We start from the raw sequence: 18,757 nt of genomic DNA, 5'->3' as shown, positions 1-18,757 counted from the left end.
CTCTCCGCCCCCGGCAACCGGATTACACCCCGTTCCCCGCGCGGCGGGCGGCCCGCGGGGCGGGGACGCCGCGCAGGACGGAGACGATGCCCACGCCGGCGGCGCACACCGGGACGGCGAGCAGCGCCCCGAGGATGCCGGCGATCCCGGAGCCGGCCACCACCGCGACCATGATGGTGGCCGGGTGCAGCTCCACCGTCCGGCTCTGGATGAGGGGTTGGAGGACGTTGCCCTCGAACAGCTGGACCGCCATCACCACGCCGAGCGCCCACAGCGCCGTCCCGATCCCGCCGTCGGCGAGCGCGACCAGCACGGACACCGCCCCGGACAGGAAGGCCCCGACGAACGGGATGTAGGCACCCATGAACACCAGCGCGCCCAGCCCCGGCGCGCCGGGCACGCCGAGCGCCACCAGGCCGATGGTGATGAAGGTGGCGTCGATCAGCGCGATCAGCGTGGTGCCGCGCATGAAGCCGGCCATCGCGTCGAAGGCCCGCTCGGCACAGGCGATCACGGTCTCGGCGCTGCGCTCGGGCAGGTAGGAGCGGATCGTGTCGCCGGTGCGGTGGCCGTCCCGGAGGAAGAAGAACACCAGGGCGAGCGCCAGCACGCCGCCGGCGATCAGCTGGGTCGCCAGGCCCAGCCCGGACAGCACACCGTTGGTGACGGTCGAGACCAGCGAGTTGGTCTCCCCCTTCGCGTTGTCCAGCGCGTGCCGGATCTTCTCCCCGGTCGGGCCGAGCCACGCGGCGAGCTGGTTGCCCGCCTGCTGGAGGGACTCGGCGATCTGCGGGGCGCTGTGCACCAGGGCGTTGACCAGCAGCGCGATCACCCCGCAGACGGCCGCGACCAGCAGCACGCAGGTGAGCCCGGCGGCCAGCCCCCGGTTCACACCCCGCCGGACCAGCCACGGCACCGCCGGGTAGAGCAGCGAGGCCCCCAGCAGCGCCAGCACCACCGGCACGGTCGCGGCCCGCAGCTCGACCAGCGCGAAGACCAGCAGCGAGGCGAGGGCGAGCAGCAGGATCACCGCCGCCGCCCAGGCGGCCGCCTGCCGGACCACCGGCGGCAGCATCAGGTACGGCCTGCGGGGGTCCGGCGCGGCCCCGCCCACGAACCGGGGCTCCGCCGCCGGGCCCTCCCCGGCCGGGTGCTCCTCGGGCACGGCCACCTCCGCCTGGCTCGTCGACGAGTCCGAATCGCCCCGTCTCGACGGACGATCCGTCAGCGTGCCCGCTTCCGGCCGTCCCCTCGGCGACAACGGCACGCCGCCGTCCGGCCGATCAAGGGTGGAGCCGATTCAATCCGCCCCCGTCCGTCGCGTACAGAGCAGCCGGTGGAGCTCACCTCATCGGACGAAGCGCCCTGGCGGACGCGTTCGAGCGCCGGACCTCAGTTCGCCTGGAAACGGCACGCTCAGCGGCGGCCGTCCAGGACGGCGCGCAGCACGCCGATCCGGTTGCTGGTGATGGAGGCGACCCCGGTGTCGCGCAGCCGGCGCATGGTGCGGCGCAGGTCGGCGGTCCAGGTGGAGACGGCGAGCCCGGCGTCCGCCGCGGCGGCGACGAACTCGGGGGTGACCAGGCCGAACGGCGGGTTGAGGTAGCGCGGGCGCAGGTCGTCCAGCAGGGCCCGGACGGGCAGCCGGGGCTCCTTCCAGGTGAGGGCGATCTCGGCGCCGGGCGCCAGCGCGCGGACGGCGAACATCGCGGTGGCGGGGCCGCAGAAGGAGACCAGCCCTTCGGCGCCGAGGCCGGTGACGACGGACCAGGTGGCGGCGACGGGGCCGGGGTCGTCGAGGTCGATGAGCAGCCGGGGGCCTTCGGCGGCCGCGACGACCTTGATCGTCTCGGCGAGGGTCGGGACGGCGAGCGGCCCTTGGCGCAGCTCGTCGAGCTGCGCGGTGGTGACCCGGCCGATCGACCGCGGGTCGCCCCAGAGGCGTTCCAGGGTGTGGTCGTGCAGCAGGACGGGCACCCGGTCGCGGGTGAGCTGGACGTCCACCTCGACGGCGTCGGCGCCGGCGGCGAGCGCGGACTCGACGGAGGGCAGGGTGTTCTCGCGGTGGCGGTACGGGTCGCCGCGGTGCGCGACGGCGAGCACCCGGCGGCGGTCGGTGGCCGGTTCCCCGACCGCGCGGACGGCGCTCTGGGTGGTCGGCAGATGCGGGTGGGACATCCCGGGCGGGGCCTCTCGTTCGGAACCGGTACGGACGGGGCTCGGCACGCCGTCGGCGCGCGGCACCCGGTGGGGCGTGCCGTGCGGGTCAGGCTGGGCCTAACGCCGCTCGATCATCACATTGGTGGACTTGATGACCGCGGTGGCGGGAGCGCCGGGGACGAGGTTCAGCTCCTCCGCCGACTCCCGGCTGATCAGCGACACCACCCGGAAGGGCCCGGCCTGGACCTCCACCTGGGCGGCGACGTCGCCGAGCACCACGTGGGTGACGATCCCGGGGAAGCGGTTGCGGGCCGAGGACGGACGGCCCTCGGCCTCGGCGTTCTCCGGGCGGGCCAGCTCACGGGCGAAGGCGGCGAGGTCGACGCCGGGGATGATCCGGTGGCCGTGCTCGTCCCGCTCGGCCGCGACCCGCCCCGCGTCCACCCAGCGCCGCATGGTGTCGGCACTGACCCCGAGCAGCGCCGCGGCTTCACCGATGCGGTACGGGTTGACCGGCGCCTCGGACTGGCCCATGTGCGACTCCTGACACTGACTCGGGGACCGCCCCGGGGCTGACCCGGGGAACGTGGGACGGGAACGGGGACGCCGTACGCGCGGCGGGCCGTCGCCGTCATCCTGCCGTACCGGCGGCCGGGGCCGCCAAGCGAGGCGGGTCAGGACTCGCCGAAGAGGTCGCGGCGCACCGCGTCCCCGGCGGTGAGGACGGCCCCGGCCAGCACCGCGCCGCCGCCCGCCGTGCCGGGCCGGACCTCGGTGCGCAGCGGGGACAGCTCGGCCAGCCGCCGTTCGACCCGGCCGGCCAGTTCGGCGCCGCCGGCCCGGCCGAGCTCGCCGCCGAGCACCACGCAGCCCGGGTCGAGGACGACGCAGATGCTGGCGGCGCCGACCGCGATCCGCGCGGCCAGCTCGTCCAGGAACGGCCCGCCGGGCCCGCCCGGGCCGAGTGCGTCCAGCGCGGCGCGGACGGCCGCCTCGGCGGCGGGGGCGTCCCCGGTGGCGCCGGCGGGCAGTCCGTGGGCGCGGGCGAGCTCGCAGACGGCGGCGCTGCCGGCCAGGCTGTGGAAGCCGCCGTCGCAGCCGGTGGCGCTGGGCAGGCCGCCGGTGCCGGGGACGGGCAGGAAGCCGATCTCGCCGGTGCCGCCGGAGAAGCCCCGGCGGAGCCGGCCGTCCAGGACGACGGCGGCGCCGACGCCGTGGCCGAGCCAGAGCAGCACGAAGGTGTCGCGGTCGCGGGCGGCGCCGATCCGGTACTCGGCCCGGCCGGCCAGGTTGACCTCGTTCTCCAGGATCACCTCGGTACCGGGCAGCCCGCGCAGCTCGGCGAGCAGTTCGGCGTGCCAGGCGGGGAGCTTCCCGGTGCTGTTGAGGCGCCCGGTGGCGGGGTCGACCAGTCCGGGGGCGCCGACGGCGACGGTGTGCAGCCGTTCGACGCCGACGCCGCGCGCGGTGTCCAGCAGGGTGCGCACCAGGTGTCCGGCGGTGTCGGGCGTCCCGTCGCCGTGGACCGGGACCTCGGCGCTGGCGAGGGTGCGCCCGGTGAGGTCGGCGACGACCAGGCTGACGCCACCGGAGCGCACGTCGAAGGCGGCGAGGTGGGCGCGGGAGGCGACCAGCGCGTAGAGCCGGGCGTTGGGGCCGCGCCGCTGTTCGCCCCGTTCGCCGACGACGGCGACCAGGCCGGTGCGCTGGAGGCGGTCGAGCAGGTCGGCGACGGTCGGCCGGGAGAGGCCGGTGAGGTCGCGCAGGTCGGTCGCGGTCAGGGGGCCCTGTTCGAGGAGCAGGTTGAGGGCCAGCCGGTCGTTGATCGCCCGGGCGGTGCTCGGCGTGGCCGTGCGCGCGGTGGTCATGGCGGCTCATCCTTCCAGAGTGTTTCTATCAGGGTCCCTTCCTGATAATTTTATCGAACCATCCGCCGGACGGCCGTCGCCGCCGCGCGGACCGAACGGCCCGCACGTAGACCACCCTCAGGCACGTCAGAACCATTGCCGGGCACGTCAGACCACCCACCAGCACGTCAACCACCCACACAGGGCACCGTCGCGCCGCCCCGCCTGCGCGACCCGGGAGGGAACGCCGGATGAGCACGACCGCACACGCACTGGAGCCACTGGCCTCCCCACGCCGGGCCAGGGCCGGCATCGCCCTGGTCTTCGGCGTGCACGGCGCCGTCAGCGGCAGCTTCGTCACCCGCATCCCGTGGATCCAGGACCGCCTCGACCTCTCCCCCGGCCAGCTCGGCCTGGCCCTGGTGATGCCCGCCATCGGCTCCTCCCTCGCGATGCCGCTGGCCGGCCGGTTCGTCCACCGCTACGGCGGGCGGGCGGCGGTCCGCGGGCTGATCTCGCTCTGGTGCCTGGCCCTCGCCCTGCCCGCGCTCGCCCCCTCGCTGCCGGTGCTGTGCGTGGCGCTGCTCGCGTACGGCGCCTCGGCCGGGATGGCGGACGTCGCGATGAACGCGCAGGGCGTGGAGATCGAACAGCGGCTCGGCCGCTCGATCATGTCCGGACTGCACGGGATGTGGAGCGCGGGCGGGCTGCTGGCCTCCGGCTTCGGCATCCTGGCCGCCCACCTCGACCTCGACGCCCGGCTCCAGCTGGCCGTCACCGCGCTCGTGCTGCTCGCCCTCGCGCAGCCCGTCTGCCGGAACCTGCCCGACCTGCGGGCGCCGGAGGGGACGGAGGAGCCGCCGCGGTTCGCGCTGCCGCCGCGCAGTTCGCTGGTGATCGGGCTGGTCGGCTTCTGCGCCGTCTTCGCCGAGGGCGCCTCGATGGACTGGAGCGGCGTCTACCTGCGGGACGTCACCGGCGCCTCGGCCACCATCGCGGCCGCCTCCTACACCGCCTTCTCCCTCACCATGGCCGTCAGCCGCCTCTGCGGCGACGCGGTGGTCCGCCGGCTCGGCGCCGTGCGCACCACCCGTCTCGGCGGCGCCGTCGCCACCGTCGGCGGCCTGCTGGTGGTGGTGGCCGACAGCCCGGCGCTCGCCATCCCGGGCTTCGCCCTGATCGGCATCGGCATCGCGGTCACCGTCCCGCTGGCCTTCGCGGCGGCCGGGCGGATCGGCAGCAACCCCAGCCAGGCCATCGCGGGCGTCGCCACCGTCACCTACACCTCCGGCCTGGTCGCGCCCGCGATCATCGGCGCACTCGCCCAGGCGACCTCGCTGACCGTCTCCTTCGGCCTGGTCACCGCGCTCGCCTTCGCGCTGCTGCTGAGCGCCGGGGCGCTGCGCCGGGCCGAACGGAACTCCCCCGGATCCGGATCCGGCGCCGAAGACGCGGCCGTGGCCGCGGCCGCGGCCACGACGCCACCGGGCGGCACCTCCGCAAAAGACCTCTCGGCGATCTGAACGGGGAATTCCCGGGAATCCCCCCTCCTCGCACCGGCCGCCGGGCGCATTCCGCGCCCGGCGGTTTCGCGTTCCCCGGGGTGAACCCGGTGCGCCACCACCAGGACGCCGCCCGGAGGCGGCCCCCGGCTGCCCGCACGAGTTCGTCGGCCACCCGGGCGCGCCGCACAACTTCTTCGCGCTCTCCGCCGTCGAATACTCGGACGCGGCCCGGGACTCCTGGGGACGTCTGCTGGGATTCCTCGCCGACCGCTCCGCATCCGCGACCCCTCGGAGGACGCTCTGATGTCCCGCCCGCCCCGCCTCTCCCGCCCGCCCCGTCGTGCGCGGCTCGCCGCCGCCACGGCCGCCCTCGCCAGCGCCGTGGTGGCGCTCACCGCCCCACCCGCCCCCGCGGCCACCCCCACGGCCGCCGCCGACTTCGGGCCCGCCGAGATCCGCACCGGCATGTACGCGGGCCCGAACGACCTGTGCCTGGAGGTCGCCGACTGGCGCACCGACGACGGCGCCCCGGTCCGGATCTGGACCTGTACCGGCGGCGCCAACCAGCAGTGGACCCAGAGCGCCCGCGGCTGGGTGAACCTGAACAGCGGCAAGTGCCTGGACATCCCGGCCTTCAGCACCACCTGGGGCACCCAGGCCGACCAGTGGACCTGCGACGGCGGCGCCAACCAGAGCTGGAGCGACCCCCCGGCCAGCCACCCCGGCACGCCCCGCCGGATCGTGAACGGCTACAGCGGCCTCGTCCTGGACGTCTCCGGCGGCGCGCTGACCGACGGCACCCCGGTGATCCAGTGGGAGTTCCACAGTGGCGACAACCAGTTCTGGCACTACAACCCGGACAAGCCCCCGTACAGCTGACCGCGACCGCCTCGACGGCCGCGGCGGGGCACCGGTTAGGCTCGGCCGGTGCCCGCACCCGCAACGCCCCCGCCCGCCGTCGAGCGGCCGCCGTCCGGCCCCGCGCCGCGTTCGCCGTGGTGGCGGTTCGCGCTCCTCGTGGTGCTGCTCGGCGCAGCGGCCGGATCGCTGCTGCTGTGGAGCCCGACGGCGCTGCTGAACGGCGGCCTCGCCGACCGGATGCCCGGGTACTGGTTCGCGCCGCTGTTCGCCACCGTGTACGCGGTCGGCACGCTCGCCTTCGTCCCCCGGCCGGCGCTGAACGCCGCCGCCGGGCTGCTGCTGGGCATCCAGCAGGGCGTGCTGCTGTCCGTGCTCGGCACCACGCTGGGCGCGGCCATGGCCTTCGGGCTCGGCCGGGGCCTCGGGCGCGAGGCGCTGCGGCCGTACCTGCGCGGGCGGGTGCTCGGCACGCTGGACCGGCGCTTCACCGAGCAGGGCTTCCGCAGCGTGCTGGTGCTGCGGCTGCTGCCGGGCATGCCGTTCCAGGCGGCCAACTACGGCGCGGCCTTCTCCGGGGTCCGCTTCGCGCCCTTCCTGTTCGCCACCGCGATCGGCGTGGTGCCGACCACCGCGGTGTACGTGACCGCGGCCGCCAGCGCGGGCGAGCCGGGCTCGGCGGCCTTCCTGGTGTCGGCCGGGGTGATCGCGCTGCTCGTGCTGGGCAGCGTGGTCGGGCTGTGGCGGGCCGCGGCCACCAGGCGCCGCGCACCGGCCGCCTGACCGGCCGACCGGCTGACCGGCTGACCGGCTGACCGGCTGACCGGCCGGGATCCGAGGCACTCGGGGGGCGCTCGACAATTCGTTCGCGCCCGCCGGTCGTTGGGCACCAGGATGTCCCGCATGACCGAACTCTCCCCGCGGGTCGACCCGCCGATGGCGGCCGACGAGACCGCCATGCTCACCGCCTGGCTCGACTACCACCGCAGCACGCTCGCGCTCAAGTGCGAGGGCCTGACCGACGACCAGCTGCGGCAGCGCTCCGTCCCGCCGTCCGCCCTCTCGCTGCTCGGCCTCGTCCGGCACATGGCCGAGGTGGAGCAGTACTGGTTCCGGACCGTCCTGCACGGCGACGAGTCCGTCGAGAACCACTACTGGACGGAGGCCGACGAGGACGGCGACTTCAACAACGTCGACACCGCCGACGTCGCGGCCGACTTCGCCACCTGGCGCGCCGAGGTCGAGGCCGCCCGCCGCGCGAGCGCCGGCCTGTCGCTGGACACGGTCGGCAAGCAGCTGCGCCGCGGCGAGGAGGTGACGCTGCGCTGGATCCTGGTCCACATGGTCGAGGAGTACGCGCGGCACAACGGCCACGCCGATCTTCTGCGCGAACTGGTGGACGGCACCACCGGCGGGTGAAATCGTTTCCGCATTGTTGACAGAAGGTCAATTGCGCGGTGACCGCGACCGATATGGTCTACGCGCGCAACCGTACGGCTCACCGCCGCGTCGCTGATGTTGCCCGGGTTCGCCCGGGTTTCCGGCGCGGCGCGACTCGTACGGGGGCCGCGAGCGGGCACGGGACCGGTGAACAGTGCGATACTCGGACAGTTCCGACGAGTGGATGACGTGTCAAAAAGGACACGCGACCCCGGGGGACCAGGACGGGACGAGGCAGGGAGGCGCGGCATGGGAGCACTTCGCGACGAGCACCACAACGGGTGGCTGATGCCCTCGGGGAACTACCCGGCCGCGGTGTACGAGGACGAGTGGGTCGATCAGGAGACGATGCCGGCCTCGCCCGCGCCCGCGAAGATCGTCTCCTTGCGGCCGACCGGCTTCGAGGCGGCCCGCACGGTCGGCGAGCACATCCGGGCGAGCATCCCGGTGGTCATGGACCTCACCGAGATGAACGAGGCCGAGGCCAAGCGGATGGTGGACTTCGCCTCCGGGCTGATCTTCGGCACCCAGGGCGGCATCGAGCGGATCGCCCGCCGGGTGTTCCTGCTCACCCCGGCCGACGTCGAGGTCATGGTGATCGACCGCCCGCTCGACGAGACCGGGTTCTACAACCAGAGCTGATCCGGGCGGCGCACGGCCCGACCGGGCTGAACCGACCGGGCTGAACCGGCCGCACGACAGCGGCACCCCGACCGGGGACGGCACCCGCCGTCCCCGGTTTTTTGCCGCCCCGACCGTGGCGGTCAACGCCTCATCCGAGACGGTCACCGTAATTTTGAGACATCCATGTCTCATTTGGCCTACACTCGATACATGGCCACCGATCGCGACACCGTCCTGGAAGCCGCCGTCGGCGTGCTCTCCCGCCGCCCGACCGCCCACCTGGACGAGATCGCGCGCGCCGCCGGGATCAGCCGCGCCACCCTGCACCGGCTCTTCCCCGGGCGCGAGGCCCTGATCCGCGAGGTCGGCCTGCTCGGCCTGCACCGGTTCGCCGCCGCCCTGGACACCGCCGCCGTCGAGGACGGCGACGCCGAGGCCGCGCTGCGCCGCCTGGTCGACGCCGCCGTCCCGGACGCCACGCTCTGCGCCTTCCTGGCCGGCGAGAACCAGCTCTACGACGACGACAGCGTCAACGACCTCTGGGAGCTCCAGATCGTCCGGCTGCACGCGCTCTTCCTGCGCGGCCAGCAGCAGGGCACGTTCCGCATCGAGCTGAGCGCCGCCTGGCTGAGCGAGGCCTTCTTCGACCTGGTGGCCGGCGTCGGCTGGGCCATCCAGGACGGCCGCCTCGCCCCGCGCGACGCCGCCTTCTCGCTCGCCGAGCTGTTCCTCGGCGGCGCGCTGCGCCGGCCCGACGCCGCCACTCCCCCGCCCACAGCACCTTCGGCCCGCACACCTGAAACCGATATCCCATGAGTAAGCGAAGCGAACGAATCATCAGCGGGTGCGCATTGCGCGAAGCGCCTGCCGAGCGAAGCGAGTCGGGCGCATGAGCAGTACCGTCCTTGCCAGCCCCCGCCAGCGCTGGACCGGCCTCGCCGTCCTCGTCCTGGCCGTCACCGTGGTCGCCCTCGACGCGACCGTCCTCTCCCTCGCCATCCCCTCCATCAGCGAGACGCTGGAGCCCAGCGGCACCCAGCTGCTCTGGATCGGCGACTCCTACTCCTTCGTCCTGGCCGGCCTGCTGGTCAGCATGGGCTCGCTCAGCGACCGGATCGGCCGCAAGAAACTGCTGCTGATCGGCGCGGCCGCCTTCGGCGCCGCCTCGCTGCTCGCCGCCTACGCGCCCAGCGCCGGCTGGCTGATCCTGGCCCGCGCGCTGCTCGGCGTCGCCGGCGCGACGATCATGCCCTCGACCCTGTCGCTGATCCGCGGCCTCTTCCCGGACGACCGGGAGCGGGCCACCGCGATCGGCATCTGGGGCGCGGCCGCCACCGCCGGCGCCGCACTCGGGCCGGTGGTCGGCGGGGTGCTGCTGGAGCACTTCTGGTGGGGTTCGGTGTTCCTGCTGAACATCCCGATCCTGCTCCTGCTGCTCGTGCTCGGCGCCTGGCTGCTGCCGGAGTCCAAGGACCCGAAGCCGGGCCGCTGGGACGTGCTGAGCGTCGCCCTGTCGATGGCGGGGGTGATCGGCACGGTCTACGCGATCAAGGAGGCCGCCGCGCACGGCGTGGCCCGCTGGGACGTCCCGGTCGCCTTCGTGCTGGGCGTCACCGCGCTGACCGTCTTCGTCCGCCGCCAGCTGCGGCTGGAGACCCCGCTGCTGGACGTGCGGCTGTTCCGCGACCGGCGGTTCACCGCCGCCGTGCTGGCCTCGCTGATCGCCCTGATCGGCCTGTCCGGTGTGGTCTTCGTGACCTCGCAGTACCTCCAGCTGGTCCGCGGCTACGAGCCGCTGCGGGCCGGGATGGCCGAGCTGCCGGCCTTCGTCGGCGCCGTCGTCGGCGGTCTGCTGACGGCCCGGCTGGTGCGCCGCACCGGCGCCCGGGCGGCGCTGACCGGCTGCCTGCTGGCCATGGGCCTCGGCGTGGGCGTGCTCGGCTGGCTCCAGCAGGACACCACCTACCTGCTGCTGGCCGCCTCCTTCCTGCTGGTCGGGACGGCCGAGGGCGTGGTCTACACGCTCGGCGCCGACCTGGTGCTGAGCGCCTCGCCCGCCGACAAGGCCGGCGCCGCCTCGGCGGTCTCGGAGACCGCGTACGAGCTGGGCACCGCGCTCGGCATCGCGCTGGTCGGCTCGGTGGTCGGCTCGATCTACGCCGGCGGCCTCGTCGTCCCGGCCGGGACGGACCCGGAGGCCGCGGCGCGGGCCGGCGAGTCGCTGGGCGCGGCGGTCGAGACGGCGCACGCACTGCCGCAGGGCGTCGCGGAGCCGCTGCTGGCGAGCGCCCGGGAGTCCTTCACGCACGGCATGAACAGCGCCGGTCTGCTGGCCGCCGTCCTGCTGATCGGCGCGGCCGCGATGGCCTGGCGGCTGCTGCGGGGCCTGGACACCCCGACCAGCGCGGCCACCGTGTCCGAGGTACCCGCTCCGGAGCAGCCGGAGCAGCCGAAGAAGGTCGACGCGTAGGCACCCCCGACTCCCCCGCCACCGGCGGGAACGGCCACGGCCGTTCCCGCCGGTGGCGTATCGCGTGCCGGGCGGTGGGAACCGGGGCGGCCCAGGCCCAGGCCCAGGGACATGCGATGTCCAAATGTCTGATGTTTGTATAGGCTGCTCCCATGAAACGCATCAGCACACCGCGCAGGACGGCCAGCCTGTCCGCGCAGCTCGTGGACAGCCTCCGCTCGCACATCGAGGCGGGGGGCTGGCCGGTGGGGACGCGGATCCCGCCGGAGCAGGTCCTCGTCGAGGAGCTCGGGGTCGGCCGCAGCACGCTGCGGGAGGCGATCGGCGCGCTCGTGCACCTCGGCCTGCTGGAACCCCGGGCCGGGGACGGCACCTACGTCCGCGCGTCGAGCGAGCTCCAGTCGGTCATGGTGCGGCGGGCGAGTTCCGCGCGGCGGGACAACGTCCTCGAACTGCGCACCGTCCTGGAGGAGTACGCCTCGGGGGCCGCCGCCCTGCGGCGCAGCGAGGACCAGCTGCACCAGCTCAGGGAGCTGCTGGCCGACGCCGACGCGGCCTGCGCCGGCGAGGACAGGTCCGCGGCCATGAGCGTCGACGCGCTGTTCCACCGGGCCGTCGTCCGGGCGAGCGGGAACGACCTCCTGATCGAGGTCTACGACTACCTCGGCACGGCCCTCACCTCCGCCCTGGGAGGCCTGTCCTGGGACGCCACCGCCGCCGAGGAGCACGCCGACCTGCACCGGCGACTCGTCGACGCGATCGAGGCCCAGGACGAGAACGGCGCCCGCACCGCGGCGGCGGCGATCGTCCGGCTCACCCACGACCACGAGGTCCAGGCACCACGCACTTCCACCGGACCGGCCTTCACCGAAGAATGAGGACCGCTCACCCCTTGCACAGGCCTTCGAGGCCGTAGAGGAGAACACCGATGTCCGTCTTACCGCCCCCGGCCGACGACCTCGACGCACGCACCGCCCGACGCACCGCCCACCTGTACGCGACGGATCCGCAGTTCCGTGCCGCCGCGCCCCTGGAGACCGTCAGCGAGGCGATCCGGCGGCCGGGCCTACCGCTCGCCGACCTCGTGGCCACGGTGATGGAAGGGTACGCGGACCGCCCCGCCCTGGGCGAGCGCGCCGCCGAGCCGGTGACCGACCCGGACACCGGCCGCACCACCCTGCGCCTCCTGGACAGGTTCGACACCGTCACCTACGGCGAACTGTGGGAACGCGTCGGCGCGGTGGCCTCGGAGTGGCGCCACCACCCCGACCACGCCGTGGGCCCGGGCGACTTCGTCGCCGTCCTCGGCTCCACCAGCCCCGAGTACGCCGTGCTGGATCTGGCCTGCGTCCGCTCCGGCGCGGTGAGCGTCCCCCTCCAGGCCGGCGCCTCGGTGGAACACCTGGCCCCCGTCGTCGCCCAGACCGGACCACGCCTGCTGGCGGTGGACGTGGCACACCTGGACGTCGCGCTCCGGATCGCGGCGGACGCCCCGTCACTGGGCAGGATCGTCGTGCTCGGCCACCGCCCGGAGGTCACCGACCACCAGGAGGCGCTGGACGCCGCCCGCGGACGGCTCGCGGCGCAGGGCCGGGGCGTCACCCTGGACGTGCTGGCGTCGATCGTCGAGCGGGGCAGGAGCCTGCCACCGCTCCCCCGGGTCCCCGAGGGCTCGACGGCCGACACGCTCAGCGCGCTGATCTACACCTCGGGGAGCACCGGCACCCCCAAGGGCGCCGTGTACACCGAGCGTCTCGTCAAGCACTTCTGGATCGACTTCGTGCCCGGCCAGGGGACGCAGCCGTCCATCGTTCTCAACTACCTGCCCCTGAGCCACATGATGGGACGAGGCGTGCTGTTCGGCACGCTCGCCAAGGGGGGCACCGCCCACTTCGTGGCGTCGAGCGACCTGTCGACCCTCTTCGTGGACCTCTCCCTGGTCCGGCCCACCGAGTTCATCCTGGTGCCCCGCATCTGCGACATGCTCTTCGAGCGCTACCGGAGCGAGGCGGCCCGCCGGAACGAGCGGAGCGAGGCGGGGGGCGGCGCCGCCGGGCAGGCGGACCGCGCGAAGGAGGAGCTGCGGGAGAAGACCCTGGGCGGCCGCCTCCTGTGGGCCATCTACGGCTCGGCCCCGGTGATCGCGGAGCTGGCGGCGTTCCTGGAGAGCTGCCTGCAGATCAGGGTCTTCAACGGCTACGGGTCCACGGAAGCCGGGCTGGTCTCGCTCGACGGCCGGGTGCTGCGCCCGCCGGTGACCGACCACCGGCTGGCGGACGTGCCCGAGCTGGGGTACTTCCGCAGCGATTCCCCGCACCCCAGGGGCGAACTGCTGGTCAAGTCGGAACGCCTCGTTCCCGGCTACTTCCACCGGCCGGACGCCACCGCCCAGGTCTTCGACGAGGACGGCTTCTACCGCACGGGCGACATCGTGGCCCTCACCGGTCCCGACGAGTTCGTGTACGTCGACCGCCGTTCCAACGTCCTCAAGCTGTCGCAGGGCGAGTTCGTGGCCACCTCCCGGCTGGAAGCCCTCTTCGCCGGCAGTCCGCTCGTCCGGCAGGTCTTCGTGTACGGCAACAGCGCCCGCGCCTACCTGCTCGCGGTCATCGTGCCCACCCAGGAGGCGCTCGACCTCGCCGCCGGGGACAGCCCGCGCCTGAGGTCGCTCCTGCGCGAGTCCCTGCACCGCCTCGCCACCGGGGCGGGCCTCAACTCGTACGAGATCCCACGGGACTTCCTCATCGAGACCGAGCCGTTCAGCCAGGAGAACGGGTTGCTCTCCGGCGTGCGCAAGCCGCTGCGCCCCGCGCTGGCGAAGCGCTACGGCGAGCGCCTCGAAGCCCTGTACGCCGAGCTGACCGAGCACGAGAGCGACGAACTCCGGGCGCTGCGCCAGCTCGGCCCGTCCCGGCCCGTACCGGAGACCGTGTGCCAGGCCGCCCGCGCGCTGCTCGGAAACCGGCAGGACGACGTCCACCCCGGGACGCGTTTCCTCGAACTCGGCGGTGACAGCCTCTCCGCGCTGTCGTTCTCCCAGCTGCTCAAGGAGGTCTACCGCGTCGACGTCCCCGTCGACGTCGTCATCAACCCGGTCAACACGCTCCAGCGGGTGGCCGACCACATCGAGAACGCCCTCGCGTCGGGCGACCGGCGCCCGACCGCCGACCAGGTCCACGGACCGGGCGCGACGCGGCTCGCGGCGGGCGACCTGACGCTGGACGCGTTCCTTGCCCCGGAGACCCCGACGCGGACCGGCAGGCCGACGGGCCCGCTGCCCGAGGCACGGACCGTCCTGCTGACCGGCGCCAACGGCTACCTGGGCCGCTTCCTGTGCCTCGAATGGCTGGAGCGCGTCGCGCAGCGCGGCGGCACACTGGTCTGCGTGGTCCGGGGCGCCACCGACGAGTCGGCCCGGGCGCGGCTCGACGCGGCCTTCGACAGCGGCGACCCGGAGCTCCTGCGGCGCTACCACGGCCTGGCCGCCGCGCACCTGGAGGTGGTCGCCGGCGACGTCGGGGAGAGCGACCTCGGGCTCGACCGGGAGACCTGGCAGCGGCTCGCCGACACCGTGGACCTGATCGTCCACCCGGCGGCACTGGTCAACCACGTCCTGCCCTACGACCAGTTGTTCGGCCCCAACGTGCTGGGCACGGCCGAACTGATCAGGCTCGCGGTCACCTCCAGGGCCAAGCAGTTCACCTACCTGTCGACGGTCGCCGTCGTCTTCGACTCCGCGGCCGCGGCCGACGAGGACGCGGACATCCGCACGGCCTGCGGGACGCGCGACCTCGGCAGCGGCTACGCGAACGGCTACGCCGCCAGCAAGTGGGCGGGCGAGGTGCTGCTGCGCGAGGCGCACGACACGTTCGGCCTCCCGGTCGCCGTGTTCCGCTCGAACCTGATCCTCGCCCATCCGCGCTACCGCGGGCAGTTGAACGTCCCGGACGTGTTCACCCGCCTCCTGCTGAGCCTGCTGGCGACCGGCATCGCCCCCGGCAGCTTCTACGCCCGGGGCACCGGTGACGGCGGCGGGCACTACGACGCGCTGCCCGTGGACTTCACCGCGCAGGCCGTCGCCGCGCTGGGCGACGACACCCGGGAGGGGTACCGGACCTTCAACATCGTGAACCCGCACGAGGACGGGATATCCCTCGACACCTTCGTCGACTGGCTGGTGGCGGCCGGACACCCCCTGACACGCATCCACGACTACGACGAGTGGCTCGACCGCTTCGAGAGCGCCATACGCGCTCTGCCCGACCGCCAGCGGCAGCACTCGCTGCTCCCCCTGCTGCACGCCTTCGCCGCGCCGTCGGAGCCGCTGCCCGGATCCGCCCTGCCGGCGGTCCGGTTCCGCGCGGCGGTCCGGGCCGCCGCCCTCAACGAGGAGAACGACATCCCGCACCTGTCGCGGGACCTGATCACCAAGTACGTGGCGGACCTCCGGGCGCAGCACCTGCTGTAGCCCGTCCGCCCTCCTCCTCCGCACCCACCTCCGCACCCGCCGGCGGGAACGGCCACCGCCGTTCCCGCCGGCGGCGTATCGCGTGCCGGGCGGCCGGAACCGGGGCCACCCAGGCCCGGAAACATGCGATGTTCAAATGTCTGATGTTTGTATAGGCTGCCTCCATGAAACGCATCACCCACGACCACGAGGTCCAGGCATCACCGGCGACGGAGGAGCAATGAGTCCACAACTGTCCTCAACGCCCCGTCAGCACTCCATCCCCGGGCCGGCGGCCGCCGACAACACGCGGCCCACCGTGTCGATCGGGCTCGTCCTCGCGATCTGCCTCGTGGCGGCCAACCTGCGGACCAGCCTCACCGGCGTCGGTACGCTGCTGCCCGCGATCGAACAGGGCAGCGGCCTGACGGCGAGCTGGGGCGGGCTGCTGAGCACCCTCCCCCTGCTGACGTTCGCCGCGACGTCACCCCTGGTGGCCCGGGCCTCCCACCGGTTCGGCAGCGCGCGTCTGTTGGTGGCGGCCCTCGGCGCGCTGGCCGTCGGAACGGTGGTCCGGTCGCTGCCCTCGGTGATCTGCCTGTTCGCCGGGACGGTGATCCTCTCCGCCGCCATCGCGTTCGGCAATGTGCTGCTGCCCGCCATGATCAGGCGGAACGTGCCCGCACACCGCATCCAGGGCGTCAGCGCTCTCTACGTCACCGTCATGGGCGTCACGGCCGCCGTCTCCTCCGGGATCTCCGCCCCGCTCTCCCACTCCCTACCGGGCTCCTGGCACACCGCGCTCGCCTGGGGCATCGCCTTCACCATCGCGGCGCTCCTCGTCTGGCTGCCCCGGATGCGGGGCGACGGGGCCCGGGCCTCCACCGGCGCGGCCCGCAGTCCGGTGCCCTGGCGGTCGGGGCTGGCATGGCAGGTCAGCATGTTCATGGGCCTGCAGTCCCTGGCCTTCTACACCGCCGTCGCGTGGCTGCCCAGCATCCTGATCCACCACGGCACGAGCAGCACCACGGCCGGATGGATGCTCTTCTACTACCAGCTGATCTCCCTGGCGACCAGCGGCCTGCTGCCCCTGCTCACCCGGGGCCGCCACGACCAGCGGTGGACCGCGGCCGTCGCCTCGGTCATCGTGGCCGGCGGCTTCACCGTTCTGGTGTCCGCCCCCGCGCTGTCCGCCGTGGCGTGCACCCTGCTCGGACTGGGCGGCGGCGCGTGCCTCGTCCTCGCGCTGACCTTCCAGAGCGAACGCGCCGGCAGCTCCGGCGAAGCCGCCGCACTGGCCGGCATGGCGCAGTCCATCGGCTACCTCGTGGCGGCGGCCGGCCCGCTCCTCCTCGGCATCCTGCACGACAGCACGGGCAGTTGGACACTTCCGCTCATCGTTCTGGTCGTCCTCGGCATCGCCATGGCGGCGGCCGGATACGGCGCGGGGCAGGACCGCCACGTGCGCCTTCCTCGGCCTCGCTGACGTCACTGTCACCGCACGCAGCCCTGACCGTCACGCCACTCGCCCGTCATGCCACTCGCCCGTCACGCCACTCGCCCGTCATGCCTCTCGCGCGTTCACCGCTGTCGCGCGTTCACCGCCCCAGGAGTTCGGCGAAGCGGTCCAGCGCGAGATCGGTGCGCCGGCGGTCGCCGGTGGTCGTGAGGTCGAACAGCAGACCCCGGATGACGGCCATGACCAGCGTGGGCGTGACGGTGTCGTCAGGGCCGGTGGAGACGTCCCGGAAGGTGGCCCCGAGAGTGTCGAACCAGTCCGTGATCGCCTCGGCCTGGTCGGGGTAGTTCTCGGGGTGGACCAGGCCGTCGGCATGCACCTCGAAGAACAGCCGGACGAACGGCGCACGTTCGTCCGCGCTCATCCACCCCCAGATGCCGCGCAGCCGCTCCCGCACGGAGCCCTCCATCGGCGCGGGGTGCCCGGCCAGACGTACCGCGCCCCGGCGGCGGGCCTCGGCGAGGACCGCCGCGACCAACTCCTGTTTGCTGCCGAAGTCGTAGAGCAGCATCCGTGGACTGGTGTCGAGGGCCGCGGCCAGTGGTCGCAGGCTCAGTCCGGCCAGGCCGTGCGCCAGCACGTAGTCGGTCGCCCGCGCCAGCGTGCGCTCGCGACGGGCGGGGTCGGCGGGTCGCCCCACGGCGGATCTCCCTTCGGCGCATCGGAGTTGAAACGGCATTGGCGAGTATATGGTACGACTGTTTCAATAACGAGGGGAGACCACATGCACACCGTCGACCGGGCACTCGTCCTGGGCCCCGGAAGTCACGTCGGCACGGCCTGGACAGCCGGACTGGCCTACGGGCTGCGCCGCAACGGCGTGGACCTGGGCGAGGCCGACCTGATCGTCGGCACGTCAGCCGGCTCTATCGTCGGAGCACTGCTCGCCACCGGGCAGGACCCGGGGCGGCTCGCTTCCTCGGCCCGCCAGGCCGCCCACCGGGTGAAGCCCGACCCCGAGCGGATGGACGCGGTGTTCGCCGTACTCGGCGACCGCAGCCTGGAACCCGGCGAGGCGAGGCGTCGAGTCGGCCGCCTCGCGCTCGACGGCACCGACCCCCAAGCCGAGGAGGCGCTCATCGCGGGGCGCGCCGCCCTGATCGGTGCGGACGCGTGGCCGGAGCGACGCCTGCTGATCGCCGCCGTCTGCGCCACCACCGGTGAGCCCGTGGTGTGGGACCGCGACAGCGGCGTACCGCTGGTCCACGCGGTGGCGGCGAGCAGCGCCTTCCCCGGAGCCGCGCCGCCCGTCGCCATCGACGGCCGGCGGTACATGGACGGTGCGCTGCGTGCGGGCCCCAACGCCGATCTCGCCGCTGGAGCCCGCACGCTGGTCGTGGTCGAGCCGATGGCCCACCTGTTCCCCCGGGAACCGCTCAACCAGCAGCTGGCGGCAGTGGGGGCGGACGCCGTGGTGACCATCGGCCCCGACCCGGCCTCGGTGCGCGCATTCGGCTCGAACCCGGGCGACCTGGCGGCCTGGGAACCCGCCTACCAGGCGGGCCTCCGCCAGGCCGACGACGTCGACGCGCAACTCCGCCCCATGTGGAGGGCCGAAGTCGACGCGGGCTGAGCGCCGATCAGGTCGGCGATCACCGGCATCTGCCTGACTTCCGGGGTAGCCCTATGACACCTGACAGTTCATCATCGGGCCCGAAAGGAATTCCAGTCATGACCGACCGCGTAGACCTGTCCGGCACTTCCTGGGTCAAGTCCTCATACTCCAACAACGGTGGCGACTGCGTGGAGGTCGCCACCGACGTCCCCAACCTCGCTCCCGTCCGTGACTCCAAGGACCCCGAGGGTCCTGCCCTCGTCTTCCCCGCCGACGCCTGGTCGTCGTTCGTCGCCGCCGTCCAGGCCGGCGAGTTCGGCGAGGTCTGACGC

General features: G+C 73.7%; 17 protein-coding genes. 12 read left to right on the top strand and 5 right to left on the bottom strand.

Annotated elements, in window-relative coordinates; translation table 11 throughout:
• Positions 1 to 22 precede the first annotated feature (22 nt).
• The 4 genes from ACIQVZ_RS22755 to ACIQVZ_RS22740 all read right to left on the bottom strand — a co-directional run bounded on the left by ACIQVZ_RS22755 (position 23) and on the right by ACIQVZ_RS22740 (position 4,028).
• Positions 23 to 1,165, bottom strand: coding sequence for an AI-2E family transporter (locus tag ACIQVZ_RS22755; RefSeq protein WP_402452453.1), 1,143 nt, complete (start codon positions 1,163 to 1,165; stop codon positions 23 to 25).
• A gap of 251 nt (positions 1,166 to 1,416) precedes the next feature.
• Positions 1,417 to 2,178, bottom strand: a complete 762-nt coding sequence (locus tag ACIQVZ_RS22750) for a glycerophosphodiester phosphodiesterase (RefSeq protein WP_402452451.1) — start codon at positions 2,176 to 2,178, stop codon at positions 1,417 to 1,419.
• Positions 2,179 to 2,277: 99 nt separating this feature from the next.
• Complete coding sequence (locus ACIQVZ_RS22745) at positions 2,278 to 2,694, bottom strand: molybdopterin-binding protein (RefSeq protein ID WP_208869038.1); 417 nt, start codon at positions 2,692 to 2,694, stop codon at positions 2,278 to 2,280.
• A 140-nt stretch (positions 2,695 to 2,834) separates the two neighbouring features.
• Entirely contained in the window at positions 2,835 to 4,028 is a 1,194-nt protein-coding gene (locus tag ACIQVZ_RS22740) for an ROK family transcriptional regulator (RefSeq protein WP_350879757.1), read from the bottom strand.
• Between the two features lie 230 nt (positions 4,029 to 4,258).
• Between ACIQVZ_RS22740 and ACIQVZ_RS22735 the strand changes: the two genes are divergently transcribed.
• From ACIQVZ_RS22735 to ACIQVZ_RS22690, 10 genes are all read left to right on the top strand, one after another.
• Complete coding sequence (locus ACIQVZ_RS22735; protein WP_402452450.1) at positions 4,259 to 5,530, top strand: MFS transporter; 1,272 nt, start codon at positions 4,259 to 4,261, stop codon at positions 5,528 to 5,530.
• 285 nt (positions 5,531 to 5,815) lie between these two features.
• Positions 5,816 to 6,391, top strand: a complete 576-nt coding sequence (locus ACIQVZ_RS22730) for an RICIN domain-containing protein (protein ID WP_350879755.1) — start codon at positions 5,816 to 5,818, stop codon at positions 6,389 to 6,391.
• A 48-nt stretch (positions 6,392 to 6,439) separates the two neighbouring features.
• Positions 6,440 to 7,153, top strand: a complete 714-nt coding sequence (locus ACIQVZ_RS22725) for a VTT domain-containing protein (RefSeq protein ID WP_350879754.1) — start codon at positions 6,440 to 6,442, stop codon at positions 7,151 to 7,153.
• Between the two features lie 120 nt (positions 7,154 to 7,273).
• Complete coding sequence (locus ACIQVZ_RS22720) at positions 7,274 to 7,789, top strand: DinB family protein (protein ID WP_350879753.1); 516 nt, start codon at positions 7,274 to 7,276, stop codon at positions 7,787 to 7,789.
• 270 nt (positions 7,790 to 8,059) lie between these two features.
• Positions 8,060 to 8,452 (top strand): cell division protein SepF, encoded by a 393-nt coding sequence (locus tag ACIQVZ_RS22715; RefSeq protein ID WP_350879752.1) that lies wholly within the window; start codon positions 8,060 to 8,062, stop codon positions 8,450 to 8,452.
• A 192-nt stretch (positions 8,453 to 8,644) separates the two neighbouring features.
• The gene (locus ACIQVZ_RS22710; protein WP_350879751.1) at positions 8,645 to 9,250 is read left to right on the top strand and encodes a helix-turn-helix domain-containing protein; all 606 of its coding nucleotides are present in this window, start codon (positions 8,645 to 8,647) and stop codon (positions 9,248 to 9,250) included.
• Positions 9,251 to 9,323: 73 nt separating this feature from the next.
• Positions 9,324 to 10,904, top strand: a complete 1,581-nt coding sequence (locus ACIQVZ_RS22705; RefSeq protein WP_402452447.1) for an MFS transporter — start codon at positions 9,324 to 9,326, stop codon at positions 10,902 to 10,904.
• 152 nt (positions 10,905 to 11,056) lie between these two features.
• On the top strand, positions 11,057 to 11,782 hold the full coding sequence (locus ACIQVZ_RS22700; protein ID WP_402452445.1) for a FadR/GntR family transcriptional regulator: 726 nt from the start codon (positions 11,057 to 11,059) through the stop codon (positions 11,780 to 11,782).
• Between the two features lie 50 nt (positions 11,783 to 11,832).
• The gene (gene car / locus ACIQVZ_RS22695; RefSeq protein ID WP_402452443.1) at positions 11,833 to 15,372 is read left to right on the top strand and encodes a carboxylic acid reductase; all 3,540 of its coding nucleotides are present in this window, start codon (positions 11,833 to 11,835) and stop codon (positions 15,370 to 15,372) included.
• Positions 15,373 to 15,592: 220 nt separating this feature from the next.
• Positions 15,593 to 16,837, top strand: coding sequence for a CynX/NimT family MFS transporter (locus ACIQVZ_RS22690; RefSeq protein WP_402452441.1), 1,245 nt, complete (start codon positions 15,593 to 15,595; stop codon positions 16,835 to 16,837).
• A gap of 112 nt (positions 16,838 to 16,949) precedes the next feature.
• Here the strand turns inward: ACIQVZ_RS22690 and ACIQVZ_RS22685 are convergent, their stop codons facing one another.
• On the bottom strand, positions 16,950 to 17,510 hold the full coding sequence (locus ACIQVZ_RS22685) for a TetR family transcriptional regulator (RefSeq protein WP_402452439.1): 561 nt from the start codon (positions 17,508 to 17,510) through the stop codon (positions 16,950 to 16,952).
• 84 nt (positions 17,511 to 17,594) lie between these two features.
• On the opposite strand from ACIQVZ_RS22685, the gene ACIQVZ_RS22680 reads away from it, so the two are divergent.
• The gene (locus ACIQVZ_RS22680) at positions 17,595 to 18,443 is read left to right on the top strand and encodes a patatin-like phospholipase family protein (protein WP_402452437.1); all 849 of its coding nucleotides are present in this window, start codon (positions 17,595 to 17,597) and stop codon (positions 18,441 to 18,443) included.
• Positions 18,444 to 18,541: 98 nt separating this feature from the next.
• Complete coding sequence (locus ACIQVZ_RS22675; protein ID WP_402452435.1) at positions 18,542 to 18,754, top strand: DUF397 domain-containing protein; 213 nt, start codon at positions 18,542 to 18,544, stop codon at positions 18,752 to 18,754.
• Positions 18,755 to 18,757: the final 3 nt, after the last annotated feature.

This window comes from Kitasatospora sp. NPDC098663 (assembly GCF_044760075.1).
GTDB lineage: Bacteria > Actinomycetota > Actinomycetes > Streptomycetales > Streptomycetaceae > Kitasatospora.
Note: the sequence above shows the minus strand (reverse complement) of the source record. Positions and strands in the feature narration are given on the sequence as shown.